Origin of the sequence: Paractinoplanes bogorensis, from assembly GCF_018829635.1 — a bacterium.
Taxonomy (GTDB): domain Bacteria; phylum Actinomycetota; class Actinomycetes; order Mycobacteriales; family Micromonosporaceae; genus Actinoplanes; species Actinoplanes bogorensis.
On sequence record NZ_JAHKKG010000003.1, the window covers coordinates 248,663 to 275,489 of the forward strand.

The 26,827-nt window shown below is 70.1% G+C and carries 25 protein-coding genes; 22 read left to right on the top strand and 3 right to left on the bottom strand.

What is annotated here, in order from left to right; genetic code table 11:
- Positions 1-16 precede the first annotated feature (16 nt).
- From KOI35_RS09765 to KOI35_RS09830, 14 genes are all read left to right on the top strand, one after another.
- Entirely contained in the window at positions 17-763 is a 747-nt protein-coding gene (locus KOI35_RS09765; protein WP_215785769.1) for an AfsR/SARP family transcriptional regulator, read from the top strand.
- 230 nt (positions 764-993) lie between these two features.
- Positions 994-2,625 carry an ABC transporter substrate-binding protein gene (locus tag KOI35_RS09770; protein WP_215785770.1) on the top strand — a complete coding sequence of 544 codons (1,632 nt, stop codon included), beginning with the start codon at positions 994-996 and terminating at the stop codon, positions 2,623-2,625.
- Between the two features lie 4 nt (positions 2,626-2,629).
- Entirely contained in the window at positions 2,630-3,640 is a 1,011-nt protein-coding gene (locus KOI35_RS09775; RefSeq protein ID WP_215785771.1) for an ABC transporter permease, read from the top strand.
- Positions 3,640-4,497 carry an ABC transporter permease gene (locus tag KOI35_RS09780; RefSeq protein WP_215785773.1) on the top strand — a complete coding sequence of 286 codons (858 nt, stop codon included), beginning with the start codon at positions 3,640-3,642 and terminating at the stop codon, positions 4,495-4,497. Before KOI35_RS09775 ends, KOI35_RS09780 begins: the two co-directional genes overlap by 1 nt.
- Positions 4,494-6,575 carry a dipeptide ABC transporter ATP-binding protein gene (locus KOI35_RS09785; protein WP_246612865.1) on the top strand — a complete coding sequence of 694 codons (2,082 nt, stop codon included), beginning with the start codon at positions 4,494-4,496 and terminating at the stop codon, positions 6,573-6,575. The genes KOI35_RS09780 and KOI35_RS09785 overlap by 4 nt, the downstream gene beginning before the upstream one ends.
- Positions 6,575-8,611 (top strand): hydantoinase/oxoprolinase family protein, encoded by a 2,037-nt coding sequence (locus KOI35_RS09790; RefSeq protein ID WP_215785775.1) that lies wholly within the window; start codon positions 6,575-6,577, stop codon positions 8,609-8,611. The genes KOI35_RS09785 and KOI35_RS09790 overlap by 1 nt, the downstream gene beginning before the upstream one ends.
- Complete coding sequence (locus KOI35_RS09795; protein ID WP_215785777.1) at positions 8,608-10,272, top strand: hydantoinase B/oxoprolinase family protein; 1,665 nt, start codon at positions 8,608-8,610, stop codon at positions 10,270-10,272. Before KOI35_RS09790 ends, KOI35_RS09795 begins: the two co-directional genes overlap by 4 nt.
- Positions 10,265-11,911: a hydantoinase B/oxoprolinase family protein gene (locus KOI35_RS09800; protein ID WP_215785778.1), complete on the top strand. Its 1,647-nt coding sequence runs from the start codon at positions 10,265-10,267 to the stop codon at positions 11,909-11,911. The genes KOI35_RS09795 and KOI35_RS09800 overlap by 8 nt, the downstream gene beginning before the upstream one ends.
- Positions 11,908-13,119 (top strand): amidohydrolase family protein, encoded by a 1,212-nt coding sequence (locus tag KOI35_RS09805; protein WP_215785780.1) that lies wholly within the window; start codon positions 11,908-11,910, stop codon positions 13,117-13,119. The genes KOI35_RS09800 and KOI35_RS09805 overlap by 4 nt, the downstream gene beginning before the upstream one ends.
- Positions 13,116-13,514, top strand: coding sequence for a nuclear transport factor 2 family protein (locus tag KOI35_RS09810; RefSeq protein WP_215785781.1), 399 nt, complete (start codon positions 13,116-13,118; stop codon positions 13,512-13,514). The genes KOI35_RS09805 and KOI35_RS09810 overlap by 4 nt, the downstream gene beginning before the upstream one ends.
- Entirely contained in the window at positions 13,511-14,470 is a 960-nt protein-coding gene (locus KOI35_RS09815) for an NADPH:quinone oxidoreductase family protein (protein WP_215785783.1), read from the top strand. The genes KOI35_RS09810 and KOI35_RS09815 overlap by 4 nt, the downstream gene beginning before the upstream one ends.
- The gene (locus KOI35_RS09820) at positions 14,467-14,781 is read left to right on the top strand and encodes a TIGR04076 family protein (protein WP_215785785.1); all 315 of its coding nucleotides are present in this window, start codon (positions 14,467-14,469) and stop codon (positions 14,779-14,781) included. The genes KOI35_RS09815 and KOI35_RS09820 overlap by 4 nt, the downstream gene beginning before the upstream one ends.
- Positions 14,781-15,788, top strand: coding sequence for an LLM class flavin-dependent oxidoreductase (locus KOI35_RS09825; protein ID WP_215785787.1), 1,008 nt, complete (start codon positions 14,781-14,783; stop codon positions 15,786-15,788). The genes KOI35_RS09820 and KOI35_RS09825 overlap by 1 nt, the downstream gene beginning before the upstream one ends.
- A 184-nt stretch (positions 15,789-15,972) precedes the next feature.
- Positions 15,973-16,971 carry an alpha/beta hydrolase family protein gene (locus KOI35_RS09830; RefSeq protein ID WP_246612866.1) on the top strand — a complete coding sequence of 333 codons (999 nt, stop codon included), beginning with the start codon at positions 15,973-15,975 and terminating at the stop codon, positions 16,969-16,971.
- A gap of 123 nt (positions 16,972-17,094) precedes the next feature.
- Here the strand turns inward: KOI35_RS09830 and KOI35_RS09835 are convergent, their stop codons facing one another.
- Entirely contained in the window at positions 17,095-17,691 is a 597-nt protein-coding gene (locus KOI35_RS09835) for a helix-turn-helix domain-containing protein (protein ID WP_308120880.1), read from the bottom strand.
- A gap of 35 nt (positions 17,692-17,726) precedes the next feature.
- A complete protein-coding gene (locus KOI35_RS09840) occupies positions 17,727-18,161 on the bottom strand; it encodes an Lrp/AsnC family transcriptional regulator (protein ID WP_215785791.1) in 435 nt (144 codons plus the stop codon).
- Positions 18,162-18,302: 141 nt separating this feature from the next.
- Between KOI35_RS09840 and KOI35_RS09845 the strand changes: the two genes are divergently transcribed.
- Genes KOI35_RS09845 through KOI35_RS09875 form a run of 8 tightly spaced genes read left to right on the top strand, consistent with a single transcriptional unit; the run spans position 18,303 to position 25,862 of the window.
- Positions 18,303-19,172, top strand: coding sequence for a tryptophan 2,3-dioxygenase (locus tag KOI35_RS09845; protein WP_215786533.1), 870 nt, complete (start codon positions 18,303-18,305; stop codon positions 19,170-19,172).
- Complete coding sequence (gene kynU / locus KOI35_RS09850; RefSeq protein WP_215785793.1) at positions 19,172-20,422, top strand: kynureninase; 1,251 nt, start codon at positions 19,172-19,174, stop codon at positions 20,420-20,422. Before KOI35_RS09845 ends, kynU begins: the two co-directional genes overlap by 1 nt.
- The gene (locus KOI35_RS09855; RefSeq protein ID WP_215785795.1) at positions 20,419-21,729 is read left to right on the top strand and encodes an FAD-dependent oxidoreductase; all 1,311 of its coding nucleotides are present in this window, start codon (positions 20,419-20,421) and stop codon (positions 21,727-21,729) included. Before kynU ends, KOI35_RS09855 begins: the two co-directional genes overlap by 4 nt.
- Positions 21,726-23,225, top strand: coding sequence for a 2-hydroxymuconic semialdehyde dehydrogenase (locus KOI35_RS09860; RefSeq protein WP_215785797.1), 1,500 nt, complete (start codon positions 21,726-21,728; stop codon positions 23,223-23,225). Before KOI35_RS09855 ends, KOI35_RS09860 begins: the two co-directional genes overlap by 4 nt.
- Positions 23,207-23,920, top strand: coding sequence for a 2-keto-4-pentenoate hydratase (locus KOI35_RS47180; RefSeq protein ID WP_438870597.1), 714 nt, complete (start codon positions 23,207-23,209; stop codon positions 23,918-23,920). The genes KOI35_RS09860 and KOI35_RS47180 overlap by 19 nt, the downstream gene beginning before the upstream one ends.
- Positions 23,917-24,351: a RidA family protein gene (locus KOI35_RS47185; protein WP_308120882.1), complete on the top strand. Its 435-nt coding sequence runs from the start codon at positions 23,917-23,919 to the stop codon at positions 24,349-24,351. Before KOI35_RS47180 ends, KOI35_RS47185 begins: the two co-directional genes overlap by 4 nt.
- Entirely contained in the window at positions 24,348-24,863 is a 516-nt protein-coding gene (locus tag KOI35_RS09870) for a 3-hydroxyanthranilate 3,4-dioxygenase (protein ID WP_215785799.1), read from the top strand. The genes KOI35_RS47185 and KOI35_RS09870 overlap by 4 nt, the downstream gene beginning before the upstream one ends.
- 3 nt (positions 24,864-24,866) lie before the next feature.
- Positions 24,867-25,862, top strand: a complete 996-nt coding sequence (locus KOI35_RS09875) for an amidohydrolase family protein (protein ID WP_215785801.1) — start codon at positions 24,867-24,869, stop codon at positions 25,860-25,862.
- A 17-nt stretch (positions 25,863-25,879) separates the two neighbouring features.
- Here the strand turns inward: KOI35_RS09875 and KOI35_RS09880 are convergent, their stop codons facing one another.
- The gene (locus KOI35_RS09880; RefSeq protein WP_215785803.1) at positions 25,880-26,752 is read right to left on the bottom strand and encodes a hypothetical protein; all 873 of its coding nucleotides are present in this window, start codon (positions 26,750-26,752) and stop codon (positions 25,880-25,882) included.
- Between the last annotated feature and the right edge of the window lie 75 nt (positions 26,753-26,827).

Below are 26,827 nucleotides of genomic sequence, written 5' to 3' on the forward strand. Positions count from 1 at the left end.
GACCTAGCGTCGGGTCATGCCCGCGTTCCAGTTGCAGATCCTCGGCCCGCTGCGCCTGCGCCGGGGTGGAGCCGAGGTCGGTGCGGGCCCGCATCAGCAGCGGTGCCTGCTGGCGTTGCTGCTCGCCCACGAGGGCCACCCGGTCAGCGTCGGCGAGCTGGTCGACCTGCTCTGGGGCGCGAACCCGCCGGTCAGCGCGGTCAACGTCATCCACAAGTACGTGGGACTGCTGCGCCGCCTGCTCGAACCGGGCCTGCCGACCCGCGCGACCGGCTCCCACCTGATCCGGCACGGCAACGGTTACCGGTTCGCGGCCCGGCCCGACCTGCTCGACCTCTCCCGGTTCCGCCAGCTCGTCCGCCAGGCCCGGAGCGCCGCGCCGGACGACGCCCTTGACCTCTACGCCCAGGCTCTGCGGCTGGGCCACGGCCGGGCCGGGGACGGCCTGGCCACTACCCCGGGTGCCCGGGCCGCCTTCGCGAGCCTGGACGGGGAGTTCGGCGACGTGCTCGTGACCGCGGCCGGGCTCGCGGTCGAGCGCGGCCGGCCCACGCTGCTGCTGGCCGTGCTGCGCCGGGCGGCCGAGTTCGATCCACTTGACGAGCGGGTGCAGGCGAGCCTGATCACGACCCTTACCGCGGCCGGCCGCCGGGCGGAGGCGCTTTTCGCGTACGCCACGGTCCGTGACCGCCTCACCGACGAGCTGGGCATCGGCCCGGGGCGCCATCTGAGGGCCGCTCACCAGCTGATCCATACGCTCTGAAAGGGCAACCAGGAACAGCTAGCGTGAACACCGGTTTGTATCGGCTGTGTGAACGTGTGTGAACTCTTCCGTCGCTGCTCATCGGCTGTTCGGACGAGGTCCGGCGCGAAGTGTTTCAGTCTGGCTGTGAACAACAGTCGGCCTCTTGTTCACTCTCACGTTATCCGGTAGAACTCCGTTCACGGCCTTCTCGAAGGGTCGCCAGCCGTTCGGCTCAAGGAGGACCACCCATGGCTCCGCCAAACATTTCTCGTCGCGGCCTGCTTCAGCTCGGTGGCAGCGTGGCGCTTCTGATGACGACCGGCGCGTGTGCTGCCGGCAGCAAGGACAACCCGGACTCCAGCGCCTCGGCCGGACCCGCCGCGACGACGCTGCGGATCGCCGTCTCGAGCTACCTGTCGAGCTGGGACCAGGACTTCGTCGGCTTCGACCTGACCGCGCTGATGATGTTCAAGAACGTGTACCCCTACATGATCGACTACGGGGTCACCAAGGCCGGCGACAGCGAGATCCTGGACACCAACAACATCACGCCGACGTTCGCCGAGTCGTTCGAGCCGGACAGCACCCAGAAGATCTGGACGCTGAAGCTGCGCAAGGGCGTCATGTTCCCGAGCGGCAACGAGATGAAGGCCGCCGACGTCAAGTGGTCGAAGGACCGCGCGTTCGCCGCCCAGGCCAACGTCGCCGGCATCTACCGCACCATCGGCCTGACCAAGGCCGAGCAGGTCATCGTCAAGGACGACTACACGGTCGAGTTCCGCCAGGAGTTCCCGAGCGCCCTGACCCGGCAGATCCAGGCCATCTCCCTGTACGTGTTCGACTCGGCCGAGGCCAAGAAGCACGCCACCGACGTCGACCCGTGGGCCAAGGAGTGGTTCGCCAAGAACGCCCCGACCGGCGGCTACTTCAACGTCACCAAGGCCACCCAGGGCCAGGAGATCGAGCTCAGCGCGAACAAGGCCTACCCGGGCACGGACGGCGCCAAGACCCCGACCATCCGGCTCTCGGTCGTGCCGGCCGCGGCCAACCAGCGGCTGCAGCTGCAGGCGGGCGACATCGACATCGCGCTCGGCATCACCGGCCAGGATCTGCAGGACCTGAAGAAGGCCGAGGGCATCAAGGTGCTCTCCGCGGCCAGCAACAACCAGGTCATGATGACCATGTCGACCACCACGGCGCCGTTCGACGACGTCAACGTGCGCAAGGCCCTCGCCTTCGCGGTGCCCTACGACCAGATCATCAAGAACGTCTACGGCGGCGACGCGCGACCGGTCAAGAGCTACGTGCCGCTCGACATGCCGGGCTACGCCGACACCGGCTACCCCTTCACCTACGACATCGAGCAGGCCAAGGCGGCGCTGGCCGCCTCGGGCAAGACCGCGGTCAACTCGGAGCTGGTCTTCGAGGCCAACAACGACGAGCAGCAGAAGATCGCCGTCCAGGTGCAGGCCGAGGCGGCCAAGGCCGGCATCACGCTCAAGCTGACTCCGCTCGACCCGGCCACGCTGGGCGAGCGCCGCGGCCAGAAGAGCATCCCGCTGCAGATCACCACCGGCCAGCTCTGGGTCAACGACGTCGAGTACATGCTGGCCACGTTCTATGTGAAGGGTGCGGCGCTCAACTACGCGAACCTGAACAACGCCGAGCTCGAAGACATCTACACCAAGTCGCACACCACGGTGGACGAGGCCGCCCGCCTGCAGCTGTGGGCTCAGGTGCAGACGATCCTGGCCGCTCAGGTGCCCGCCGTGATGATCTGCCAACCCAACTTCAATCTTCCCGTACGCGAGAAGGTGTCGGGATGGGTGCAACCGATGGACGGCCTGGCCCGTCTGCGTTACCTGAGCGCATCGGCCTGAGCTCATGCGAATTCTGCGTTTCGTCGGTCGCCGCCTGCTCCAGCTGATCCCGGTCCTGCTCGGGGTGGTCGTGCTGACCTTCCTGCTGGTCCGGGTGCTGCCGGGCGACCCGATCCGCAGCATCCTCGGGCCCAACGCGACCGAGGCCGATGCGGACGCCGCACGCGCCCGCTTCGGCCTCGATCAGCCGATGTGGAAGCAGTTCCTCGACTACCTCCAGGGACTGTTCACCGGTGACTTCGGCACCTCGATCCAGAGTGGCGGGTCGGTCGGCGGCGAGATGGCGCTGCGGCTCGGCCCGACCCTGGAGCTGGTGGTCATCGCGGTGACGATCGCCGTGCTGCTGGCCATCTGGCTCGGCATCTGGTCGGCGCGCCGGGCCGACCGGGTCGGCGACCACACGGTGCGGATCTTCGCGCTGTTCGGCAACTCGATCCCGGAGTTCTGGCTGGGTCTGGTGCTGATCCTGGTCGGGTACGCCACGCTGGGCTGGTTCCCGGCGCCGAGCGGACGCGTCGACCCGGACACGAACCTGACCCCGCTGACCGGCGCCGACCTGGTCGACGCGCTGATCACGGGGAACGGGCCGGCGATCGCGTCGTCCGCCGCGCACCTGGTCCTACCCGTGCTGACGCTGGTCATCGGTGTGCTTGCGCCGCTGCTCCGGAGCGTACGGGCAAGCGCTCTGGAAGTTCTGCGATCCGAGGCGTACGCCGCGGCGGCCGCGCACGGACTGCCCGAGAAGACGCTGCTGCGCGGATATCTGCGGCGGGCCACCCTGGTGCGTCTGCCGTCGCTGGCCGCGCTGGTGTTCGGCACCGCGCTCGGCTCGACCGTGCTGATCGAGTACGTCTACTCCTGGCAGGGCTTCGGGCAGTGGGCGCTGCGCGGGCTGCTCTACCGCGACTACCCGGTCGTGCAGGCGTCCGTGCTGATCATCGCCTTCGCGTACGTGCTGGTCTTCCTCATCGCCGACGTCGTGCACGCCTGGCTCGACCCGAGAGTGAAAATCTGATGGCCGCGCTCGAGATGGTGCCCGTCGTCTCCGGTTCCCGGGACGGCCGGTTCGCCAAGATCCTGATCTGGACCGGCGGCACGATCCTGGTCGTCGTCGCGCTCGCCGCGATCTTCGCGCCGCTGCTCAGCAGCTGGGGACCGAAGGAGATCGACCCCAACGGCACGCTCGCCGCGCCCGGCGGGGAGCACCTGCTCGGCAGCGACGGCAACGGCATGGACGTGTGGAGCCGGGTGCTGCACGCGGCCCGCATCGACCTGGGCATCGCGATCTGCGCGGTCGCCCTGGCTGTCGTCGTCGGCACACTGCTCGGGATGCTGGCCGGCTATCTGGGCGGCTGGGTCGACGACGGGCTCATGCGGATCGTCGACATCTTCCAGGCGTTCCCCACGTTCATCCTCGCGCTGGCGGTGTCGGCCCTGCTCGGCGGCGGGTTCGTCAACCTGGTCATCACGATCGCCGCGGTCAACGCCCCGGCCTACGCCCGGCTCGTCCGGGCCGAGGTGCGGACGCTGCGCGAGATGCAGTACATCGACGCGGCCAAGACGTCGGGTGCGTCCACGATCGGCATCATGTGGCGGCATCTGCTGCCCAACAGCCTGACTCCCGTACGGGTGATCGCGCCCCTCAACTGCGGCTGGGCCATGCTCACGCTGGCCGGCCTGTCCTTCCTCGGCCTGGGCGTCACGGTGCCCACCGCCGAGTGGGGCTCCATGATCAGCCTCGGCACGTCGGACGTGGTGGCCGGCCGCTGGTGGACCTCGGTCCCGCCCGGCCTGGCCCTGCTCGTCTGCGTCCTCGGCTTCAGCCTGCTCGGCGAGGGCCTGCAGGAACGCGCGGAAGCGAGGCGGCGATGACGGCGCCCGCGGGAACGCCCGGACGTGAGGCGGCGATGACCGTGAGCCTGCTCGACATCCAGGACCTGTCGGTCGTCATCCACCGGCCGGGGCGCTCGGTCGCGGCGCTCAGCAACGTCAGCTTCACGGTCGCGCCGGGCGAGGTCGTCGGGCTCGTGGGGGAGAGTGGCGGCGGCAAGAGCATGGTCGCCCGTGCGATCGTGGGGATGCTGCCGAACGGCTCGCACGCCACCGGGCGGGTCGGGTTCGACGGCGCCGACGTCCTCCGCATGGACCCGGCCGATCTGGCCGCGCACCGGGGACGCGGAGCCGCGATCTGTTTCCAGAACCCTCGAGGAGCGCTCAGCCCCACCCGTACGGTGGGACGGCAGTTGATCGACCGCCTGGTCACGCACCAGAAGATGACCGGGGACCGCGCGGCCGAGTCGGCCAAGGAGTTGTTCGCCTCGGTCGGCATCCGCAATCCGGGGCGGCGCCTCGAGGCCTTCCCCCACGAGCTGTCGGGCGGCATGGCCCAGCGCGTGATGATCTCGCTGGCCACGGGGTGTGCGCCCGGGCTGCTGATCGCCGACGAGCCGACGACCGGCCTCGACGTGACGTTGACGCGGGAGATCCTGCGCCAGTTCCGGCACGCGGCCGACACCGACGGGCGGGGCGTGCTGCTGATCTCGCACGACCTGGCCTCGATCGCCGAGGTGTGCGACCGGGTCGTGGTGCTCTACGCCGGCACAGTCGTGGAGACCGGCCCGGCCGCCAAGGTGCTGCGCGAGCCGGCGCATCCCTACACGCGAGCCCTGCTGCGGTCGGTGCCCGATGTGAACGGCGGGCGCGTGGTGCCGACGGCCGGCGGCATGCCGTTGATGACCGCGGCCCCGCACGACTGCCCGTTCGCGCCACGCTGCGCCCACGCGGGGGAGGACTGCCGCACCGCACGACCCGAGACGACGTCGCTCACTGATGGCTGGTCGCTCGCGTGCTTCCACCCGCAGGAGACCGCACTCTTTGCTCCGCAGGAGGCAGCTCCAGCCAGCCCTTCCGATCCCGCCCCTCTCCCTGACCCGCAAGGCGGCAGCTCGGTCGCCCCAGGCGCGAGCGTGACGGCGGACAACGCGGAGCAGGCCGGGCGAGTGGTCCTCCGGGTGCAGGACGCGCACGTCGTCTACCGCAGCCGGTTCGGGTCGGGTGGGCATCACGCGCTGCGCGGGGTCGACCTCGAACTCCGGGCCGGCGAGACGCTCGGCGTGGTGGGGGAGAGCGGCTGCGGCAAGAGCACCCTGGCCAAACTCATCATGGGCCTGGTCGAGCCGTCGTCGGGTTCGGTGGCCGTCGCGGGTAAGACCGTCGGGAAGATGAGCCGTGTCGAGCGGACCCGGGCCCAGATGGTGTTCCAGGACCCGATCGGCTCGCTGAGCCCGCGCCGGACGGTCGCCGACTCGATCGCCGAACCACTGCGCGCGGCCAAGGTTCCGGCCGATGCACGCGCGGCGAAGACGGAGGCGGCGCTGAGCCGGATGGAGCTCGACAACTCGATCCTGACCCGCTATCCGCACGAGCTCTCCGGCGGGCAGGCCCAGCGGGTCGGCATCGCCCGGGCCCTGGTCGGCCAGCCCGACCTGATCGTCTTCGACGAGCCGACCAGCGCCCTCGACGTCACCGTGCAGGCGCAGATCCTCGACGTCATCGCCGACGTGGCCTCGGACGCCGGCCACGGATCGGTGTTCATCTCGCACGATCTGGCCACCGTCCGCGGGTTCGCCGACCGGGTCGTCGTGCTCTACCTCGGCCGGGTGGTCGAGGAGGGCCCGGTCGACGAGGTCTTCGACCGCCCGAAACACCCCTACACCCGGGCCCTGCTGGGCAGCGCGCCCCGCCTGGGTGAGAGCCGCACCGCCGAGGTGCAGCTCGTCAAGGACCTCGACGAGGCCGACGCCGCCACCGGCTGCGCCCTCGCCGCCCGTTGCCCCTTCGTCACCGACACCTGCCGGTCGCAGGAGCAGACCCTCCAGTCCTACGGCGAGAGCCGGGCCGCCTGCTGGCGTGTGCCCGAGCTGACCGCCCTGATCGGAAAGAGCGCGTAATGAGCATCAGGTTGGCCGTGGACATCGGCGGCACGTTCGTCGACGCGATGGAACTCGATACCCGTACGGGCCAGGTCCGTTTCCGCAAGGCGTCGACCACGCCCGCGAACCCGGCCGAGGGGGTGCTCAACGCGATCGCCGCGCTCGGCACCGACCTGAGCGAGGTGGAGCTGTTCATCCACGGCACCACGCTCGGCCTCAACGCCGTGCTGGAGCGGCGCGGCGGCAACACCGGGATCATCACCAACGAGGGGTTCCGCGACATCTTCCTGATCGGCCGGGGCAACGTGCCCGCCGACCACATGTACGACTTCCGCTACCAGCGCCCGGAAAGCCTGGTGCAGCGCCGGTTCACCGCGGGCGTCACCGGTCGCCTCGACTACAAGGGCAACGTGGTCGACGAGCTCTCGGCGGAGAGTGTGCGAGAAGCCGCGCGGGAGCTGGTCGAGAACCAGGGCGTCACGTCGATCGCGATCTGCTTCCTGCACTCGTTCCTCGACCCCACCCACGAGCGGGAGGCGGCCCGGATCATCCGCGACGCCTACCCGGACGTGAGCCTGTCGCTGTCGACCGACATCGTCCGCGAATACCGTGAGTACGAGCGGACCAGCACCACGGTCCTCGAGGCGTACATCCGGCCCATCTTCGAGCGCTACGTCGACCAGCTGGAGTCCGGGCTGGCCGCGCAGGGCTTCGCGGGCCGGTTCCTGATCATGCGTTCGGGCGGCGGCTCGATGACCGGCGCGGTGGCCAAGACGTCGCCCACCCACACCGTGCTCTCCGGGCCGGCCGGCGGCATCGTCGGCGCCGCCTACCTGGCCGGCGAACTGGGCCGCGACAACATGCTCACGTTCGACATCGGCGGCACCTCGCTCGACGCCTGCGTGATCGAGAAGGGCAGCGCCGTCGCCGCGTACGAGGCCCAGCTCGAGCATTTCCCGCTGCTGATCCCCACGTACGACATCCGGACGATCGGGGCCGGCGGCGGTTCGATCGCCTGGCTCGACCGGGGACTGCTCAAGGTCGGCCCGCAGAGCGCCGGCGCCGCCCCCGGCCCGGTCTGCTACGGCCGGGGCGGCACCCAGCCGACGGTCACGGATGCCGCGGTGGTGCTCGGGTTCGTCGACCCGGAGCGCTTCCTGGCCGGCACCATGGGCCTGGCCGACGAGGCCGCCCGCGACGCGATCCGCGAGCAGCTGGCCGAACCCCTCGGACTGTCCGTACCGGACGCCGCGGCCGGCATCTTCGACGTGCTGCTGGCCAAGACGGTCGGCGCGGTCCGGCAGATCACCGTCGAGCGCGGCCACGACCCGCGGGTGTTCTCGCTGCTCGCCTTTGGTGGGGCGGGCCCGCTGCTCGCGCCGCTGCTGGCTCGCGAGATGGGCATCGGCGAGGTGCTGGTGCCGTTCGCGCCGTCCGGTTTCTCGGCCTGGGGCATGCTGAGCGCCGACATCGTCAACGACTTCAGCCGTACGGTGATGACCACGCTCGACGACGCCGATCTGGCCGCCATCGAGCCGCTGTTCAAGGAGACCGAGGCCGAAGCGGTCGCCTCCCTGTCCGCGCAGGGGGTTCCGGCCGGCGAGGGCGTGCTCGAGCGGCAGTTCGAGCTGCGTTATCTGGGCCAGGAGCACAGCCTGATGGTCACGGTCGGGTCCACGTTGGACGCCACGGCCGTGCGGGACGCCTTCAACGAGCTGCACCACGCACGCTACGGCCACACCATGAGCAACCCCCTGCAGATCCTCAATTTGCGCGTACGGGGGATCGGCCGCACCTCACGTCCTTCATTGCCGACGATCGAGGCCGGCGGTGCGGCGTCACCGCGTACGCACAGGGAAGCCTTTGACTTCGGCACTCGAACCATCGTGCCGTTCGCCGTCTATGACCGCGAGGATCTGCGCGCGGGCAATACCTTCCCCGGACCGGCCCTGGTCGACGAGGGCACCTCGACCACCGTCGTGCCGAGCGGTCAGCGAGTGACCGTGGACGAGCACGGCTACCTGCACGTCACCCTCTCGGAGGTGGCCCTGTGACCACACTGGATGGTGCCCGCGTCGAGGTCGTACGCAGCTATCTGCTGTCGGCGGCCGAGGAGATGCGGGCCACGCTGATCCGCACCTCGTTCAACCCGGTCATCTACGAGGTGCACGACTTCGGTCTCTCGCTCTACGACGCCCAGATGCGGCCGGTCGCCGAGGCCACCGGGCTCACCTCGTTCCTCGGGGCCAACGACTTCTCGCTGCGCAAGGGCGTGGAGTACGTGGGCGTCGAGAACCTGCACCCGGGCGACGTGGTGCTGCTCAACTACCCGTACTGGAACGCGGCCCACGCCTCGGACGCCACCCTGTTCGCGCCGGTGTTCGACGGTGCCGACCTGATCGGCTTCCTGTGCATCCGCGCGCACTGGATGGACCTGGGCGCCAAGGACCCGGGCTACGTGCTCGACTCCACCGACATGCACCAAGAAGGCCTCATCTTCCCCGGTACGAAGGTGGTGTCCCGCGGCGAGCCGGTGCGCGACATCCTGGAGCTGCTGCGGTTCAACTCGCGCATGCCCGACGCCATCATGGGCGACCTCAACGCGCAGATCTCGGCCATCCGCACCGGCGAGCGCCGGTTGCTGGAGATCTACGCCAAGTTCGGCCGGCCGACCGTGCTGGCCGCGATCGAGCAGATCATCGCCGACGGTGAGGCCCGTACGCGGGCGGCTCTCGCGGCCCTCCCGCAGGGCAGCTGGACCGCCGAGGACTACCTGGATGACGACGGCATCAGTGACGAGCCGGTCAAGATGCGCGTCACGGTCACCATCGCCGACGGCAAGTTCCTGGTCGATTTCGCCGGTTCGTCGCCGGCCGTCCGCGGCCCGATCAACATGCCGTTCGGGGCCACCGAGGCGATCTGCAAGGTGATCCTCAAGTCGCTCACGTCGCCCGACGAGCCCTCCAACGCGGGAACCGTTGCCCCGCTGGAGGTCCGGGCCGAACCGGGCACGCTGTTCCACGCCGTCTACCCGCAGCCGACGTTCACGCTGTGGACCGGGATCGTGGCGTTCGAGCTGATCCTCAAGGCGCTCGCCCAGGGCATGCCGTCGCTGCTGCCCGCCTCGAGCGGAGGTGACGTGCCGGGCTTCATGATGGTCGGCGTCCACCCCGACACCGGCGCGATGTTCGCGGTCAGCAACAACGACTTCGTCGGCTGGGGCGGCACCGCAGACCACGACGGCAACGACGCGGCCACCCACGTCTCCGGCAGCACCGGGCGCGGCACGCCGATCGAGGTCATGGAGGCCCGGACCGGCATGTTCATGGAACGCGTCGAGATGCGCACCGACTCGGGCGGCGCCGGCAAGTTCCGCGGCGGCACCGGCGTGCGGCGCGACATCCGGTTCGTCACGCCGGGCGAGTTCCTGATGGTCATCAAGAAGACCAAGACGCAGCCGTGGGCGCTCGACGGCGGGCTGCGCCCCGACCCGAACACGATCGTCGCCTTCCCGGGCACCGACCGCGAGGAGCGGATCAGCACCAAGCGGCTGACCGTCGTGCCCGGGGATCGGGTCACGCTGCTCACCGCGGGCGGCGGCGGGCACGGGCTTCCGGCCGAGAGAGACCCTTCCGCCGTACGCCGTGACGTCGCCGAGGGCTACGTCTCGCCGGCCGCGGCCCGGGTCGTCTACGGGGTCGAGCTCGATGATTGACGGCGCCACGGTCGAGGTGATCCGCAACCACCTGGTGTCGGCGGCCGAGGAGATGCGGGCCGCGCTCGTGCGGACGGCGTTCAACCCGGTCATCTACGAGGTGCACGACTTCGGCATCTCGATCTACGACCGGTCGCTGCGGCTGGTCGCCGAGTCGACCGGGCTGTCCCGCTTCCTGGGCGCCAACGACTACTCGATCCGTAAGGGTGTCGAGTATGTGGGAGCCATGCAGCAGGGCGACATCTTCGTTCTGAACTATCCCTACTGGAACGCGGCGCACTCCTACGACGCGACGATGTTCGCGCCCGTCTTCTCGCAGGGGGAGTTGGTCGCCTACCTGTGCATCCGGGCCCACTGGATGGACCTCGGGGCCAAGGATCCGGGGTACGTGCTCGACTCCACCGACATGCATCAAGAGGGCCTGATATTTCCCGGCACAAAGGTCTATTCGGCCGGCGAACCGGTGCGCGACGTCATGGAGCTGATCCGTTTCAACTCCCGGATGCCCGCGCTCGTCCTCGGTGACTTCAACGCCCAGGTCGCCGCGCTACGGACCGGGGAGCGGCGAGTGGCCGAGCTCTTCGATCGCTACACCGAGCCGGTCGTTTCCGACGTCGTCGACCGCTTTGTTCGCGCGGCTGAAGAGTCCGCGGCCGAGGCGGTGGCGCGGCTGCCGCAGGGGAGCTGGACGGCCGAGGACTGGCTGGACGACGACGGGGTGTCCGAAGACCCGATCCTCATGCGGGCCACGGTCACCATCAAGGACGGGACGTTCACGGTCGATTTCGCCGGCTCGTCGCCGGCCGTCCCCGGGCCGGTGAACCTGCCGATCGGCTCGACCATCGCGACCTGCCGGGTGGCGTTCAAGGCCATCACGACGCCGGACGAGCAGACCAACGCCGGTCACTTCGCCCCGCTGCGGGTCCATGCCGCATCGGGCACTTTGTTCCATGCTGTCTATCCGGCCGCGACGTTCACCCAGTGGACCGGAACGGTCGCGCTCGAACTCATCTACAAGGCCTTGGCCCAGGGGATGCCCTCCCAGCTGCCGGCGTCGAGCGGCGGGGACGTGCCCGGCTTCATGATGGTCGGCGTCCACCCCGACACCGGTGACATGTTCGCGGTCAGCAACAACGATCCGGTCGGCTGGGGCGGCTCGCCCGACCACGACGGCATCGGGCCGGCCAACCACCTGTGCCAGACCCAGGCCCGCAACACTCCGGTCGAGGTGCTCGAGGCCAAGACCGGGATGTTCTTCGAACGGGTCGAGGTGCGCACCGACTCCGGGGGCGCGGGCCGGTTCCGGGGCGGCTGCGGGCTGCGGCGCGACATCCGGTTCGTGACCGACGGCGAGTTCCTGTCGGTCATCAAGAAGACGAAGAGCGCGCCGTGGGCGCTCGACGGCGGCCGCTCACCCGAGCCGAACCAGGTCGTCGTCTTCCCCGGCACCGACCGGGAACGGCGGGTCAGCACCAAGCGCACCGCGGTGCGTGCCGGTGACCGCGTGACCCTGCTGACCGCCGGTGGCGGTGGGCACGGCGACCCCGGCCGGCGGGACCCGGCCGCGGTGCGCCAGGACGTTCAGGAGGGGTACGTCTCGAGTGAGGCGGCCCGCGAGGTGTACGGGGTGATCGCGTGAATCAGCTTCTCGGCAACTGCACGGTGGTGGACGCGCGGGCGCTTCCGGTCAAGGACGCCGGCGTCTGGGTCACCGATGACCGGATCACGGCCGTGGGTCCGTACGGGAAAATCGCTCGTCAGGCCCGGGAATCGGGCCCGGTGGTGGAACGTGATCTGAACGGCGCCTTCGTGACGCCGGGTCTGGTCAACATGCACACCCACTTCTCGCTGTCGCTGCCCGGCGGGGGCGGCAACGCGGTCAAGGACATGGGCCCGCACGATCTGGCCCTGTACATGGCCGACGGTGCCCGCCGCACGCTCGACTGCGGCGTGACGACCGTGCGCAACGTGGCCGAGAAGGACCACGCCGACTTCGCGTTGCGCCGGGCCATCAAGGCCGGACGCGTGCCCGGGCCGCGGATGTACACGGCCGGACGGGCGCTGGTCTGCACCGGCGGGCATGGCCACGAGAGCGGCGACACGATGGAGTGCGACGGGCCGGTCGGCTTCCGGCACGGCGTGCGCAGCCAGATCAAGGCCGGCGCCGACCTGATCAAGGTGATGATCTCGGGCGGGCTGGCCGGTGAGCACGAGGCCATCTCGACCCCGCAGCTGTTCGCCGACGAGATGTCCGCCGTCATCGAGACCGCGCACGCATGGGGCCGCAAGGTGACCGCGCACGCCGGGCCGGCCGAGGTGATCGGGGCCGCGGTCGAGCTCGGGCTGGACTGCGTCGAACACGGCTATCAGCTCACCCCGCAGGTCGCGGCCCTGATGGCGGCTCGCGGGACCGCGTTGGTGCCGACGCTGCTGGTGACCCGGTGCAAGGAGTTCTTCGACGAACTCGGCGTACCGGAATGGATGCAGTGCCGGTCGCTCGGGGCCGGCCCGCGCCACATCGAGAGCTTCCGGATGGCCCTCGACGCCGGGGTGGAGATCCTGCTCGGCAGCGACATGCCGCCGTTCTGGTCGTTCGAGGGCACCAACGCGACCGTACGGGAACTGGAGAACCTGGCCGAGCACATCGGCCCGGAGCGGGCGTTGCACGCCGGCACCCGCGGCCCGATCCGCTGGCTGGGCCTCTCCGACGACCTCGGCACGGTCGAGGCCGGCAAGTACGCAGATTTGATCGCCATGGACGCCGACCCCCTGGACGACACCTCCGCCTTCCGCGGTGTGCGGTTCGTGATGAAGGGCGGCGTCGTCAGCCGGGAGGACCAGCGATGAGCTTTGTTGAGGTCGGGGCGGCGGCCATCGCGGCCGGCATCGACGACATGTACGCCGCGTTCCTGGCCGGCGACCGGTCGCGTTTCGACGCCCACCTGCACGAGGACGTCACGACCTGGGAGACGCACCTGCCCGGCCCGTTGCGGACCCGGCGCGAGCTGGACCAGTTCCGTGACACCCGGGACGCGGCCGGGGAACGGCCGGTGCTCGACGTGATGACCGCGGTCGAGAAGCGGATCGACGTCTGGGGTGACACCGGTGTCGCGCGCTATGTTCTGGTGACCCGCGACGCCGGCAGCGGCCTCGAGCAGCGGACGCGGGTGACCGACGTGCTGCGGTGCCTGGACGGAAGCTGGCGGATCGTGCACCACCACGCGGAGCTGGTCCGCCCGTGATCCGGCGGCTGATCGCGACCACGCACGGCGAGCCGCAGGACGTGCTGAGGCTCGCCACGCTGGAGGACGACCCGCCGCCCGGGCCGGGGCAGGTCAAGGTGGCGGTGCACGCGGTCGGCCTGAACTTCCTCGACGTGTCGTTGTGCCGGGGTGACTACCCGGTGCGGCCCGATCCGCCGATGACCCCGGGGGTGGAGGCGGCCGGCGTCGTCATCGAAGGCGACCCGGCGTGGATCGGCCGTGACGTTGTCGTCTGCCCGGCGCTTCCGCACGGTGCTCTCGGTGACACCGTGACCATCTCCTCCGATCTCGTGGTTCCTCGTCCCTCCGATGTGGACGTGATTTCGGCGGCGGCGCTGCCGGTCACTTATCAGACCGCCTGGTTCGCGTTGGAGCGGGCGCGACTGCGGGCCGGGGAGACCGTGCTGGTGCATGCGGGTGCGGGTGGGGTCGGTATCGCCACCATTCAGCTCGCGGTGGCTCGGGGGGCTCGGGTGATCGCTACTGCCGGGTCGGTTGAGAAGCGCGCTGTCTGTCTTTCTCATGGGGCGGCTGACGTCCGGCCCTACGACGATTTCGCTTGTTCCGCCGATGTCGTCATCGATCCTGTGGGGGGAGATCTGCTGAGCCGGTCCCTCGACTGCCTCGCCTTCGAGGGGCGCCTCGTCAGCGTCGGCATGGCGGCGGGCGCGCCACCGCCGGTCGACCCGGCCCGGCTGATCGCCCGCAACGCCGACCTGATCGGCCTGTCGTGGGGATCGCGGTATCCGTGGGCCCGCCCATCCGAGGTGCGCGCGGCCTACGACGAATTGTTCCGCCGGTGTGCCGCTGGGGAGTTGCGGCCGCCGGTCACCCGGGTTTCTTCACTCGAGGAGGCGCCGTCGGCTCTGGCCGACCTGGCCGCCCGTCGTACCACCGGCAAGGTCGTCGTGCGTGTGTCAGAGGAGGCGTCATGAGCGAGATGGACATCTACGACCTGCGGGTCAGCGTCGACCGGATCGAGGGCCGGTCGGTCTGCGGCATGGCCGTCGGCGACCACTTCGACCTGACCAACAGCGCGCACCTGACCATCCCCGAGGGCAAACACTTCTGCGTGTACGCCCTGGCGTCGGTGCTCCCGTTCCTCGCGGCCAAGCAGCGCGACCTCGCCGCCGGCGACTGGCTGGCCCAGGACTCGCACTTCATCTGTCCCGACCCCGAGGAGCGCCTCGTCATGAAGGTCGAGCGGACCTGCCGGCGCACCATGAACTCCGAGGACCTGACCTGATGCCTGCCTTACGCTGCGAGATCGGCCTCGGCCTGCAGAGCGACAAACCGGCCGGCACGTATGCCCGGCTGGCGCGCTCGGCCGAGGCGGCCGGATTCGACGTGCTGACGGTGTTCGGCGACCTGATGTACCAGCCGCCGATCTTCCCGCTGCTGGAGATGGCCGGGGCGACTTCCCGCGTACGCCTCGGGCCGGCCTGCCTGAACCCGTTCTCGATGGCGCCGTACGAGATCGCCGGGCAGATCGCCGCCCTCGACCTCGCTTCGCACGGGCGGGCCTATCTCGGGCTGGCGCGGGGCACCTGGCTCGGCGCTGTGGGTTTGGACCAACCACGCCCGCTGACCGCTCTGGAGGAAACCGCCGCGGTGGTTTCGCACCTCCTCCGCGGTGACCCCGGCGCTTATGCCGGACGGGTCTTCTCTCTCGCCGCCGGCACCCTGCTGCGCTACGAGCGTCAGCGGCCCGCGGTGCCGCTGCTGATCGGGGCTTGGGGTGCTCAGGGCGCCGCTCTGGCCGGCCGGATCGCCGACGAGATCAAGGTGGGCGGCAGCGCCAATCCCGACATGGTCCCGGTGATCCGCTCGCGCGTGCAGGTGGGATCGGATGCCGTCGGACGCGACGTCGACGAGGTCGGCATCGTGCTCGGCGCGGTGACGGTCGTCGACACCGACGGCGAGGCCGCCCGGGCCAAGGCCCGCACCGAGGTGGCCATGTACCTGGCCGTGGTCGCCGACCTCGATCCCACGGTGACGCTGCCCGACGGCTTGGTGGCCGAGGTCGGCAAGCTGGTCGCCGCCGGTGAGGACGCCGCCGCCGGCAAGCTGATCCCGGATGATGTGCTGGACCGGTTCGCCTTCTCGGGCACCCCTGAGCAGGTCGCGGCCCAGGCGCAGAAACTGATCGACGCCGGCGTGCGCCGAGTCGAGTTCGGCACACCACACGGCCTGACCGACGACCGCGGCGTGGAGTTGCTGGGCGCCGAGGTGCTGCCGTTGTTGTCCCGCTAGCACGGTCGGCCGCGCGCGACGCGTTTTCCACAGCGCGCGGCTTGTCCACAGATCATGGGCCGGCGCCCTCCAAAGATCAGCATTTCTCGTCACAATTGCTGGTGGTGGAGGTCCCCCCCTCTGGGAGGGTGGGTTCTGGCCGGGGCCACGACGCATGATCAACAGAGCTTTGAGGAGCGCCTCCATGGATGTTCTGCTTGTGCTCGGGCCGGATCTGAACGCCGACCGTGACCTGCTGATCTCGCTGGCCGAGAGCACAGCCGACGAGCTGGGCGTCGGCCTGCGCGTGGCCGGCCAGCACGAGGCGCACGACGGTCCGATCGTGGTCGTGCCGGCCGATTCGAGTGTGACGGGCGCGGTTCTCTACGACCTGACCGTGGCCGCGGAACCGATCGGGCCGCACCACCTGCACGGTCGCGGCGTCTGGGGGCTGGCCTGGGCCATCCGCCACGCCGTGCACAGCTTCCGCGCGCCCGCCGAGCGCGTGTCCTACGGAGCCCACCCCGAGCAGTGGGCCGACGAGCGGACCCCGACCGACGCCGCGGCCGCCCCCGCCGTGGCGCCGGTCGGGGTTCTCATTCACGGCGGGTTCTGGCGGTCGATCTGGGCCGCCGACCTGATGGACGCGCTCGCCATCGATCTGGCCGGACGGGGCTGGGTCAGCTGGAACCTGGAATATCGGCGACCCGACCGCAACGGCTGGGACGCCACCACGGCCGACATCGCGGCCGGTGTGGCCAAGGCCCGGGAACGCCACCCGGGGGCGCCGATCGTGCTGTTCGGGCATTCGGCGGGTGGACAGCTCGCGTTGCGCCTGGCCGCCGACGACCCGGATCTGGCACTCGCGGTCTCGCTGGCCGGGGTGCTCGACCTGCACGAGGGTCAGCGGCGGTTCCTCGGCGAAGGGGCGATCACGACCGCGCTGGGCGGGACGCCGGACGAGCGGCCCGAGGTCTATGCGGCGAGCGACCCGATGGCGCGGCTGCCGCTGGCCTCGGAGGCGCTGCTGGTGCAGGGGAGCGGGGACGGGCTCGACCTGGTCGACATCAACCGGCGGTTCGCGAAAGCCTCGAACATCACGTTGCTCGAGCTGCCGGGCGACCACTTCGACGTGATCGCGCCGGCCTCGCCGATCTGGGCGGCCACGATGGCCGAGGTGGAGCGCCAGATTTCACGCTCGTGAACAGCCCAGCGAGGAGCGCATTGCCGCGCGGTTAAGTTCGACCGTCGGACGACGTCGGCGAAGCCGCTGTTGTCCGCCGGTCGAACTTAACCGCCTGTAGCGGCGTATGCGCGATCGAGCGCATTAGAAGAGTCGCGGGGTCACTACCGAGACGACGGTGGTGACCTCTTCGGTGTCGTTGTACATGGCGTGCGGCACGGACGAGCGCAGATGCACGCTGTCACCGGGGTGCAGCCGGTGCTCGACCCCGTCGACCTCGTAGAGAAGCTCGCCGGAGATCACGTAAGCGAATTCCTCGCCCGCATGCCCGTACGCGTTCTCCCGCCGCCCGCCGGGCGCGATGTGCACGACCATCGGCTCGAGCACCAGGCCCGCCCCACGCTCGGACAGCATGCGGTAGGTCTGCTGGCCCGACACGTATTGCACGGCGGCGTTCTCGCCCCGGGTCAGCGTGAAGTGCCGCGGCATCGGGACCACTACAGGGTCGGTGACGGGGGCGTCGTCAAAGAAGTCGGCGACCGAATGGCCGAGCGCGCTCGCCACACTGCCCAGGGCGGTCAGCCCGATCGACGAGATGCCCCGCTCGACCTGGGACAGGAACCCGATCGACAACCCGGCGCGAGCGGCGAGACTACGCAGCGTCAACCCGCGCTGCTTGCGGAACTCGCGGATGCGCGGACCGACCTGCGCGGAAGGAGTCTCCTCGAGCGGCTCCGTCACGCCTACCTCCCCGTAGACCATTTTGTTCGATCCTACTAAAAACGCGCGATGGGCTGCCAGCCCAGCGGGGTGGCCAGAATCATCGTGCTGGACGGCGTCCCGTAGTTGCCGAGCCGGTCGGTGACCTCGGCGAACGCGTCCATCGAAGCGGCCGCCACCTTGAGCACGCAGCAGGTGTCGCCGGTGACCCGGTTGATCTCCAGAACCTCGGGCCAGGTGGCCACCTTGTCGTCGCGCAGCACGCAGGTCGGGCCGTAGCACGACATCCGGATCAGCCCGAGCACCCGGCGCCCGGCCTTGGCCAGGTCGACGTGGGCGTGATAGCCGGTGATGACGCCGGTCTCCTCGAGCCGGCGGACGCGTTCGGCCACGGCCGGTGGCGACAGGTGCACCCGCCGGGACAGCTCGCTGAAGGACAGCCGCGCATCGTCCTGCAATTCGCCCAGCAGGGCCCAATCCATCGCGTCCATCCGGCCCACCTTCCGATCGTTAAGCGATTTCTCAAATCTAGCCACCATTGCCACGGTCAACGAGGTCAGAGCCGTTAATTCGGCATTCCGAACGGGCCCCGGGCAGCGAAATCATGGAGCGGTTCGCCCGTCAGAGGAGAGATCGTGGATACGGTTCGTCCGACCACCGCCGAGGAGCGCGACGCCCGGGTGGCGCGCAACGGCGGGGCACCCACGCTGGAGTTCGGACGGCGGGTGCCTTACGACTCGTACGTGCACGCCAGCACCCTGCACACCCTGCAGCGCCCGCTCAGCGGCGACCCCGGCGAGATGTCGTTCCTGGTGGTCAGCCAGATCATGGAGCTCTACTTCAAGCTCGTCCGGCACGAGTTGGAGCTGGCCCGCGACCACGTCCGCGCGGACGAGATCTGGCCCGCCCTGGCCCCGCTGCGCCGCGCCGCCCTGCACCTCGAGGGCCTGAACGCGGCCTGGCAGACGCTGCGCTGGATGACCCCGGCCGACTTCAACAAGTTCCGCGATCTGCTCGGTGAGGGCTCCGGCTTCCAGTCGGCGATGTACCGTCACGTGGAGTTCCTTCTCGGGCTGCGCACCGCGTCGCTGATCCGGCCGTTCCGCGGCAGCGACGCCTTCGACGACCTGACCGCGGCCCTGCACCGGTCGAGCCTCTGGGACGAGGTGATCCTGCTGCTGGCCCGCCAGGGGCACGACCTCAAGCCCGAGCTGCTCGACCGGGACGTGGCGGTCGAGCACGAGGCCGACCCGTCGGTGGCCGAGGCCTGGGTGCGCGTCTACCGCGATCCCGGCCCGGGCAACCACATGCGGATGCTCGGCGAGGCGCTGACCGAGGTCGCCGACCGGTTCGGCGACTGGCGTTACCTGCACCTCAAGGCGGTGCAGCGCACGATGGGCGCGAAGAGCGGGTCGGGCGGCTCCAACGGGCTGGCCTTCCTGCAGCGCAGCATGAGCCGCCCGGTGTTCCCGGAGCTCTGGACCTCGCGGACGGAAATGTGATGAACGACCAGCAGGATCCCGGCCACCGCCATCTGTTCCACATCCCGCCGGCCGAGGGCGGTGACTTCCCCGAGGTCGCCTACTTCGCCGGGAACTCGCTCGGGTTGCAGCCCAAGGCGACCCGCGTCGAGCTGAACGAGGACCTCGACGACTGGGCCCGGCTCGGGGTCGAGGGCCACCTGGACGCGAACCGGCCGTGGCTGCCCTACCACGAGCTGTTGACCGAGCCCGCGGCCCGGCTCGTCGGTGCGCTGCCGTCCGAAGTCGTGGTGATGAACTCGCTCACCGTCGACCTGCACCTGCTGATGGTGTCGTTCTACCGCCCGTCGGGCTCCCGCACCCGCATCGTCATCGAGGACGCGGCTTTCCCGTCCGATTCCTATGCCGTACGCAGTCAGGCCCGGTTCCACGGTCTCGACCCGGACGACGCCGTGGTCCGTCTGCGTCCGCGCGACGGCGAGGACAACCTTCGTACGGAAGACGTCCTGGAATTCCTCGCCACCGAGGGGGACACGGTCGCGCTGCTGATGCTGGGTGGCGTCAACTACCTGACCGGCGAGCTGATGGACATGGCCACGATCACGGCGGCCGGACGAGAAACCGGCGCGGTCGTCGGCTGGGACCTCGCGCACGCGGCCGGCAACGTGCCCCTCGCCCTGCACGAGTGGGGAGCCGACTTCGCCGCCTGGTGCTCGTACAAATACCTGAACTCGGGGCCGGGCGCGCTGGCCGGTGTCTTCATCCACGAGCGCCACCACGGCCGGCCTGACCTGCAGCGCTTCGAGGGCTGGTGGAGCACCGAGGCGACCACCCGGTTCGAGATGACACCGGAGTCACGGCCGCCGCGCAGTGCCGACGCCTGGCAGGTGTCGAACCCGCCGATCTTCGCGATGGGTCCCGTCCGTACGTCGCTACGCCTCTTCGACGAGGTCGGCATGCCCGCCCTCCGCGAGCGCAGCCTGCGACTCACCTCGTATCTGCGCGACCTTCTGGACGAGGTGGTGGCGACCCGGCCGCTGTCGATCATCACGCCGCGCGAGCCGGAACGGCACGGCTGTCAGCTTTCCGTACGCCTCCACGAAGGCGACGCCGGTGCGCTCACCAAGCGGCTGCGCTTCGAGTACGGCGTGATCGCCGACGCCCGGCAGCCGGACGTGGTCCGGTTCGCGCCCGTCCCGCTGTATTCGTCCTATCAGGACTGTGACCGGGCCGCGGCGGCGCTGGCGGCCTGCATCGGGGAGACCAAATGAAGCACGTCGCGATCGTCGGCGCCGGACTGACCGGCAGCCTGCTCGCCTGCTATCTGGGCCGGCGCGGTTACACCGTCGACCTGTACGAGCGCCGCTCCGACCCGCGGGTCACCGGGGCCGAGCGGGGTCGTTCGATCAACCTGGCCCTCTCCGAGCGGGGCATCGACGCGCTGCGCCGGATCGGCCTCGAGGAGCAGGTGCTGGCGGACGCGCTGCCGATGCGCGGCCGGATGGTGCACCCGCTCGGCGGCGAGGCCAACTTCCAGGCGTACAGCCTCTCGGGTGATCGGGCCATCAACTCGATCGGCCGGGGCGCGCTCAACGACGCGTTGCTCGACGCGGCGGCCGGCACCGCGGGCGTGACCATCCACTTCGATCACCCGCTGACCGAGCTCGATCCGGCGCTCGGCACGCTCGGGTTCGCCGACGGCAGCCAGGCCAAGGCCGACATCATCCTGGGTGCCGACGGGGCCGGATCCGCGACGCGGGGACTCCTGATGGCGTACGCGGGAGAAGGTTTTGCCGAGTCGGTCAGCTTCCTCGACTACGGCTACAAGGAGCTGACGATCCCGGCCCGCGACGGTGAGTTCGCGCTCGACCCGGGCGCGCTGCACATCTGGCCCCGCGGTACCTCGATGATGATCGCGCTGCCCAACCCGGACCGCTCGTTCACCGGAACCCTGTTCTGGCCCAACGCCGGCACCGGCAGCTTCGCCTCGCTGGGCAGCCCGGCCGCGGTCGAACGCCACTTCCGCACCAACTACCCCGACCTGATGGAGCTGATCCCGAACCTGGCCGACGACTACCGGCACAACCCGGTCGGCCTGCTCGGCACGGTGAAGTGCGGCCCCTGGCAGATGCTGGGCCGGGTCGCGCTGATCGGCGACGCCGCGCACGCCATCGTCCCGTTCTACGGCCAGGGCGCCAACGCCGCCTTCGAGGACGTGGTCGAGCTCGACCGCTGCCTCGACGCGACCGGCGACGACTGGCCTTCGGCCCTTCCCCTGTACGAGCGTGGGCGTCGCGAGAACTCCGAGGCGATCGCCGAGATGGCCCTCGCGAACTTCGTCGAGATGCGCGACAAGGTGGCCGACCCGTTCTTCAAGGCGGGCAAGAACGTCGAGCACACCCTCGAACGCTGGCTGCCCGGCAAGTATGTGTCGCGCTACGAGCTGGTGTCGTTCTCGACGACCCCGTACGCCGAGGTCCGCCGCCGGGTGAAACGACAGCACCAGGTGCTCGGGGCCGCGGCGCTCGGCGTGGCGGCGTTCGCGGCGGCCGCCCTGCTGCGGCGGGTGGTCCGATGAACTGGGACCCCGCCCTGGCGACCGGGAAGGCCGGCGACCCGCCCCTGCTGCGCAACTTCGTGGCCGGCGAGTTCCGGCCGGCGGTGAACACGTTCGCCAAGGCCTCCCCGGTCACCGGCGAGACCGTCTTCACGGTGACGGAGTCCGACCGGTCCACCGTGGATGATGCGGTCGCGGCCGCCCGAGCCGCGGTCCGCGGGCCGTGGGGGCGCACGACCGAACAGGAACGCGCCAACGTGCTGCGCCGGATCGCCGACGAGCTCGAGCGGCGCTTCGACGACCTGGTCACGGCCGAGGTCGCCGACACCGGCAAGACCCTGACCCAGGCCCGTACGCTCGACATCCCACGCGGCGCGGCCAACTTCCGGGCCTTCGCTGACATCGTGGCCGCCACCGGCACCGAATCGTTCACCACGGCCACCGCGGGCGGCGGCCGGGCCCTGAACTACGCGGTCCGCAAGCCGGTCGGCGTCGTCGCCATCATCGTGCCCTGGAACCTGCCGCTGCTGCTGCTCACCTGGAAGGTCGCGCCCGCGCTGGCCTGCGGCAACGCCGTCGTGGTCAAGCCCAGCGAGGAGACCCCGGCCTCGGCCACCGTGCTGGCCGAGGTGATGGCCGCGGCCGGCGTGCCCGAGGGCGTCTTCAACCTGGTGCACGGCCACGGCCCGGACGCGGCCGGCGAATGGCTGACCACCCACCCGGACGTCGATGCGATCACCTTCACCGGCGAGTCGGCCACCGGGTCCGCCATCATGCGGGCGGCCGCCCCGGGCGTGAAGCCGGTCTCGTTCGAGCTCGGCGGCAAGAACGCCGGACTGGTCTTCGCCGACGCCGACCTCGACGCGGCGGTGGCCGGCAGCGTGCGGTCCAGCTTCACCAACGGCGGGCAGGTCTGCCTCTGCACCGAGCGCCTGTACGTGCAGCGGTCGGTCTTCGACGAGTTCGCGTCGCGGCTGGCCGAGCGGGCCAAGCAGCTCACGTACGGCTGGCCGACCGACGAGACGACCGGCACGATGCCGCTCATCTCCAAGGCCCACCGCGACAAGGTGCTCGGCTATTACGACCTGGCCCGCAGCGAGGGCGCGACCGTACTCGCGGGCGGGGGAGTGCCGCATTTCGGCGACGAGCGCGACGGCGGCTCCTACATCGAGCCCACCGTCATCACCGGGCTCGGCCAGGACGCCCGGACCGTACGGGAAGAGATCTTCGGTCCGATCTGTCACATCGCGCCGTTCGACGACGAGGACGAGGCGTTCGCGCTGGCCAACGACAGCGCGTATGGGCTGGCCGGGACGGTCTGGACCCGGGACGTGGGCCGCGCGCTGCGGGCCGGCGCGCAACTCGACGTCGGTCTGGTCTGGGTCAACACCTGGTTCCTGCGCGACCTGCGTACCCCGTTCGGCGGGATGAGAGCCTCGGGGGTGGGCCGCGAAGGTGGCCGCCACTCGCTCGACTTCTATTCCGAGTACACCAACGTCTGTTTGGACATGTCGTGACCTCACTCGCGGTTGCCCTCGACAACGCGCTCACCACCGCCACCGAGCTTCCGGGTGGCACGTATCCGGTGGGTGACCCCTACGCCGTACAGCGGGAAGTCGTTGATCTGCGGCTGGCTCGTGGCGAGACCGTCGTCGGAGTCAAGCTCGGCCTCACCAGCAAGGCCAAGATGCAGCAGATGGGCGTCGACTCGGTCATCTGGGGATGGCTCACCGACGCCATGCGGATCGACGACGGCGGGGTGCTCGATCGGGGTCCGCGCATCCATCCCAAGGTCGAGCCCGAGGTTGCTTTTCTCGTACGCGGTGGGGCGATCTCGGCCGTCGCCCCCGCCCTCGAGGTGATCGATTCGCGGTGGCTCGACTTCAAGTTCACGCTCGACGAGGTGATCGCCGACAACACGTCGGCGGCCGGATTCGTGGTCGGCGCCTGGCAACCCGTGCCGGACAACGTGGACAGCCTCGGCGTCCAGCTGATCGTCGACGGCGAGGTGGCGGAATCCGGCTCCACGGCGGCGATCCTGGGCGATCCGCGGGAGGCGTTCCGCGAGGCGCTGCGGCTCGCCGGCACACTCGAGGACGACTGGATCGTGCTCGCCGGAGCGGCCACCGCCGCCGTGCCGGTGGGGCCCGGTCAGACCGTACGGGTGGAAGTGGAAAGCCTGGGCAGTGCCTCGCTGAAGGCGTCGTCGTGACCGGTCACCTGGTCTCCGGCAAGGCCACCCCGCGGGGGAAATTCCCGCACGTCAAGGTGGCCAACGGGTTCGCCTTCGTCAGCGGGACGAGCAGCCGCCGGCCGGACAACACGATCGCCGGTGCCTCGGTCGACGCCATGGGGACCACGTCGCTCGACATCGCCGAGCAGACACGCGCGGTGCTCGACAACATCGCCGACATCCTGGCCTCGGTCGGGGCGTCGCTGGCCGACGTCGTGCAGATCACGACCTACCTGGTCAACATGAACGACTTCGGCGGCTACAACGCTGTCTACGCCTCATATTTCGACACTTCCGGCCCATCCCGTACGACCGTGGCCGTGCACCAGTTGCCGCATCCGCACCTCCTGATCGAAATCCAAGCCGTCGCCGCTCTGCCTGTTCCGTCGTCTTCTGAGGAGGGGTCATGACCGACCCGATCAACTTTCCGGGCTGGATCGAGGACAACAAGCACCTGCTCAAGCCGCCGGTCGGCAACAAGCAGATGTTCCCGACCGGCGACGACTTCATCGTCATGGTGGTCGGCGGGCCCAACTCGCGGACGGACTTCCACGTGGATCCGTACGAGGAGTTCTTCTACCAGGTCAAGGGCAACATGCACGTCAAGACGATGACCCCGGACGGGCCGGTGGACGTGCACATCCGCGAAGGCGAGATGTGGGTGCTGCCCGGTAACACGCCGCACTCGCCGCAGCGGCCCGAGGTGGGCTCGATCGGCCTGGTCGTCGAGCGGGTGCGCGAGGAGGGCACGCTCGAGAAGTTCCAGTGGTACTGCTTCGAGTGCGACCACCTGGTGCACGAGGTCGAACTGCAGGTGCGGGACATCGTCGAGGACCTGCCGCCCGTGTTCACGGCTTTCTACTCCGACGAGAAGGCCCGTACGTGCGGGAACTGCGGCGCACTGCACCCCGGTAAGGGCTGACCGTTGCCGGACGTCATCGACGTACACACGCACGTCGTTCCGAAGGGGTGGCCGGATCTCGCCGCCGAGTGCGGCGGGTCCGGCTGGCCCTGGCTCCGCGTCTCGTCGGAACGCGAAGCGATCATCATGATCCGGGACACCGAGTTCCGCCGGATCGACTCGTCCTGCTGGGATCCGGCGGTGCGGCTGGCCGACATGGACGCCGACGGCATCGACCGTCAGGTGGTGTCGCCGACCCCGGTCTTCTTCGGCTACGACCGCACCCCGGCCCAGGCGGCCGGTCTGGCCCGCATCTTCAACGACCTGACCCTGGACATCACCGGCGGCGACCCGCGGCTGATCCCGTTCTGCCAGGTGCCGTTGCAGGACCCGGCCGCGGCCTGCGCCGAGCTGGACCGCTCGATGGCGGCCGGCCACGTCGGCGTCGAGATCGGCAACCACGTCGGCGACCAGGACCTGGACTCGGCCGGCGTGGTCGAGTTCCTGCAGCACTGCGCGTCGGTGGGGGCTCCGGTCTTCGTGCACCCGTGGGACATGCCGGAGGGACCGCGCCTCGACCGGTGGATGGCGCGCTGGCTGACCGGCATGCCCGCCGAGACGCACCTGTCGGCGCTGGCCCTGATCCTCGGCGGCGTGCTCGACCAGGTGCCGGCGACACTGCGGTTGTGCTTCGCCCACGGCGGCGGCAGTTTCCCGTACTGGCTGGGCCGCGCCGACAATGCCTGGACCCACCGCGGTGATGTGGTGCGCGGCCGCTCGACCCGGCCACCGAGCGCCTACGTGGATCGCTTCTACGTCGACTCGGTGGTGTTCAGCGAGCCGTCCCTGCGCCTTCTGGTCGACACCATGGGCGAGGACCGGGTCGTGGTCGGCAGCGACTACCCCTATCCGCTGGGCGAGCGCCCGGCCGGCAACGTGGTCCGCACGGCCTCGTTCCTCACCGAGCCGCAACGAGCCAAACTGCTGTCGGCCAACGCGTTCCGCTTCCTGTTCGGCTGACTGTCTGGATCATCGCGTCAGCGGTGGACGGCCAGGGAGCCGAAGCCGGCGGTGGCGATGACGTCGAGGCCGGTGCCGGTGCCGGCGGTGACTGTGGTGTCGGGGGCTATGCCGCTCTGCCTGCGGCCGTACAGGGTCACCTCGCCTGCGCCGTGCTGCGCTTGGACGCGTACGGGAAGCTGGGTCTCGGTTTTGATCGTCCATTCGCGGATGCCGCCGGACATGTGGATCGGCAGGGGACGCGCCGGTAGCGCCAGGGAGACCGCGTCGGCGCCGCCGTCGAGGTCTACGGCGCGGATGTTGCCGCCGGTGAGGGCGAAAGTGGCGGTGCGGACGCCGCCGGTCATCCGGATCGTCCACGTGATGCGGTCGTCGAGCATGACGTCGAGGCGGCCGTTGCCCGGTGTTCCGGTGTTGTGTGTGGTGATGCGCAGGTCGGTGCCGGTGGTCGTGGTCGACGGGGTGATGCCGCTGCCGGGTGGGGTGGTGACCCGGACCGGACCGCGGGGGCGGCCCAGCGTGAGGTTCAGTTCGGTGACGTTGCTGGCCAGTTCGAACGTGCCGGCCTCGAACGCCCGTGGGCCGGTGGCGCCGTGTGCCGGTCCGTCGGTCGGAGGTGGCGCGGCGGCCGGGTCACTCGGGTTGCCGGTCAGGGCGACCGCGACGAGAACGCCGGTGCCGCTGAGGATGGCCAGCACGATGAGGACGGCGGCGGTTCTGGAGCGGCGGCGGGGCGGCACGGTGGCTTCCGGCAGCGCGGGAACCGGAGGGAACTCCTCGGTGGGCGGCTCGTCGACGGGTTCGGGCTCGGGCGCGGGCTCCGGTTGGCCCGGACGGTAGGCGTAGCCGGCTGCCCCGGAGAGCAGAGGGTAGGTATCGCCGGAATCCATCGCGGTCTCCTCCGTCGGCTCGGGACACCGGGGGATACGCGGTCGGCCGTCCGGCGGTTCAGGTCGCTCGCTCAC

Bases quoted from the DNA above. Each gene is read 5' to 3' on its own strand.
- KOI35_RS09765 (WP_215785769.1), top strand. From the start codon at position 17: ATGCCCGCGTTCCAGTTGCAGATCCTCGGCCCGCTGCGCCTGCGCCGG.
- KOI35_RS09770 (WP_215785770.1), top strand. From the start codon at position 994: ATGGCTCCGCCAAACATTTCTCGTCGCGGCCTGCTTCAGCTCGGTGGC.
- KOI35_RS09775 (WP_215785771.1), top strand. From the start codon at position 2,630: ATGCGAATTCTGCGTTTCGTCGGTCGCCGCCTGCTCCAGCTGATCCCG.
- KOI35_RS09780 (WP_215785773.1), top strand. From the start codon at position 3,640: ATGGCCGCGCTCGAGATGGTGCCCGTCGTCTCCGGTTCCCGGGACGGC.
- KOI35_RS09785 (WP_246612865.1), top strand. From the start codon at position 4,494: ATGACGGCGCCCGCGGGAACGCCCGGACGTGAGGCGGCGATGACCGTG.
- KOI35_RS09790 (WP_215785775.1), top strand. From the start codon at position 6,575: ATGAGCATCAGGTTGGCCGTGGACATCGGCGGCACGTTCGTCGACGCG.
- KOI35_RS09800 (WP_215785778.1), top strand. From the start codon at position 10,265: ATGATTGACGGCGCCACGGTCGAGGTGATCCGCAACCACCTGGTGTCG.
- KOI35_RS09810 (WP_215785781.1), top strand. From the start codon at position 13,116: ATGAGCTTTGTTGAGGTCGGGGCGGCGGCCATCGCGGCCGGCATCGAC.
- KOI35_RS09820 (WP_215785785.1), top strand. From the start codon at position 14,467: ATGAGCGAGATGGACATCTACGACCTGCGGGTCAGCGTCGACCGGATC.
- KOI35_RS09825 (WP_215785787.1), top strand. From the start codon at position 14,781: ATGCCTGCCTTACGCTGCGAGATCGGCCTCGGCCTGCAGAGCGACAAA.
- KOI35_RS09830 (WP_246612866.1), top strand. From the start codon at position 15,973: ATGGATGTTCTGCTTGTGCTCGGGCCGGATCTGAACGCCGACCGTGAC.
- KOI35_RS09840 (WP_215785791.1), bottom strand. From the start codon at position 18,161: ATGGACGCGATGGATTGGGCCCTGCTGGGCGAATTGCAGGACGATGCG.
- kynU (WP_215785793.1), top strand. From the start codon at position 19,172: ATGAACGACCAGCAGGATCCCGGCCACCGCCATCTGTTCCACATCCCG.
- KOI35_RS09855 (WP_215785795.1), top strand. From the start codon at position 20,419: ATGAAGCACGTCGCGATCGTCGGCGCCGGACTGACCGGCAGCCTGCTC.
- KOI35_RS09860 (WP_215785797.1), top strand. From the start codon at position 21,726: ATGAACTGGGACCCCGCCCTGGCGACCGGGAAGGCCGGCGACCCGCCC.
- KOI35_RS09870 (WP_215785799.1), top strand. From the start codon at position 24,348: ATGACCGACCCGATCAACTTTCCGGGCTGGATCGAGGACAACAAGCAC.
- KOI35_RS09880 (WP_215785803.1), bottom strand. From the start codon at position 26,752: ATGGATTCCGGCGATACCTACCCTCTGCTCTCCGGGGCAGCCGGCTAC.